Source organism: Xenorhabdus sp. SGI240 (assembly GCF_040081915.1).
Taxonomy (GTDB): domain Bacteria; phylum Pseudomonadota; class Gammaproteobacteria; order Enterobacterales; family Enterobacteriaceae; genus Xenorhabdus; species Xenorhabdus bakwenae.
Genome location: NZ_JBEBMB010000167.1, coordinates 1 through 1684 on the forward strand (window position 1 = coordinate 1; position 1684 = coordinate 1684).

At 47.4% G+C, this 1684-nt stretch carries 2 protein-coding genes and 1 pseudogene; 1 reads left to right on the top strand and 2 read right to left on the bottom strand.

Annotation, left to right across the window (positions count from 1 at the left end):
- Positions 1 to 588 (bottom strand): inverse autotransporter beta domain-containing protein (locus tag ABLA76_RS18020; protein WP_348988957.1); only part of this gene is annotated, 588 nt, incomplete at its 3' end.
- A 146-nt stretch (positions 589 to 734) separates the two neighbouring features.
- On the opposite strand from ABLA76_RS18020, the gene ABLA76_RS18025 reads away from it, so the two are divergent.
- The gene (locus ABLA76_RS18025) at positions 735 to 1100 is read left to right on the top strand and encodes a hypothetical protein (RefSeq protein ID WP_348988958.1); all 366 of its coding nucleotides are present in this window, start codon (positions 735 to 737) and stop codon (positions 1098 to 1100) included.
- A gap of 71 nt (positions 1101 to 1171) precedes the next feature.
- Here ABLA76_RS18025 and ABLA76_RS18030 read toward each other — a convergent pair.
- Positions 1172 to 1684: pseudogene (locus tag ABLA76_RS18030) on the bottom strand (conjugative transfer ATPase); the annotation flags it as partial.

The following is a 1684-nucleotide window of genomic DNA, read 5'->3' on the forward strand; positions in this document are numbered from 1 at the left end:
GGAGGGCTTCCAATGGGATAAACGCTGGTAAAGGTTGGCAGACAATTTAACGTTATCATGCCAGGCTTCTAATCCAAGACTATACCGGTGATGCTGCGCCGGCCACAACGCATCCCAGAAGACATTGGCCCCCCATAACCAGTTATCGGCGACATAGCGATAGCCAAATCCAATGGCTGTTGTTGTCTGACCGTGGTGAGTTTTTACCCCAAGCTGGCTGAATACAGTATCCGAAGCTACGTTATACCAGGGTAGCAACCAGTCAAATGCAACGTCTTTTAACGAAAAATGATTGTCGAAAGGGAGTGTGAGGCGGGTATTGCCATATTGGTTCAACCACGGTGTCAGTGTTGATGTCACCGCAGACGATAACTGCCGGGCGGCCATTGTTTTTACCGCTTCGTTGGGGGATTGTGATTGGGTAAGTTGCCCCCATTGTGCGGTGATTTCGGCCAGTGTGTGCTCATGTTGATCCGGGTTTTGAACTTCCGGCATGGACTGACCGGGAAAACTGAGTGACAGGCTTAACAGGCCGATAATCGAAGATTTTCCCCTGCTGAACCGACGGGACTGGACTTTTTGCACCACGGATTGTGACCCTTTTCATTAATGATGAAAGGGGTAACATGCAGAAAAAGCGCGTTAAATACTGCGGTTAATTCTTTTTCTGATCGAGAAAGTTATCTGCTCGTTATAAAATAATTTCACTAAATTATTTACCAGAGATATCGGCAATGTTGTCATCATTCACGAATACGCTAGATCGCACCTTAAACACCTCAATAACTTCAGACGAAGAAGCGGAACAATATACGCCTGAACAACTCCTTTCATGGGCACAAGGCTGTATGCTCGAAGGATTACCTAATGACTTTAATGAAGCATACGTAGAATGTCTGCAACAACAGCATTCTGATGGGAAAAGGGAAGTCAAGATAACACATCAGTTTAAACTTAATGCCGATTCCGCCTATGAAACCTTTACTCCCGCAGATGATCTCTACCCTACACAGTGCATAGAAATGGTTCTGACAGGAAAGGACTGGAAGAAAGCTAAGCTGACATTTAACCCAAGAGAGGCAACATTTTTCTGGGAATAAGTCTCTCATAGAGTCTGTATTGTATTTCCACAAAATACAATACAGCTCATCCGAGACTTTTAACCACACAATCAAACCCGTAACCCCCGGGCAACATCCATTTTTCTGGCCACCAACATCGCAGCTTCCAGTTCACTGCACTGGTGCTCGCGCATTAACGCCCGCCGTTCGGCCTTTTCTTCTTTTTCCGTCATGCCCAATGCCAAATAGAGACTCGGTGGCACCACCCGAAACAGCGCTTCGATTTTTTTCGCCAGCACCACACCTTCGGTGTAACAACGGGGTAATTTACTGGCAGAAAGTAACACGGCTTTTTGTTCTTCATTGAGTTTTTTGAACCGGGCGATCTGTTCGACTTCATCCGGTGGCATAGTGAGGCACAGCCACCATTCCGCCATATTCAGCATCTTTTCAGCCGTGTCCGGGTAGTCGGCGAGGTTTTGCGTTGCGAGCCACAGCCAGGCACCCAGTTTACGCCACATTTTCACGACCTTGGTCATATAGGGGGAGAGCAGCGGGTTGGTGGTGGTGATATGCCCTTCGTCAATCACCAGTTGCAGTTCCCGATCCTGATACTGGTCACG

Excerpts from the sequence above, each read along its gene's own strand:
- ABLA76_RS18025 (WP_348988958.1), top strand. The coding sequence starts at position 735 with ATGTTGTCATCATTCACGAATACGCTAGATCGCACCTTAAACACCTCA.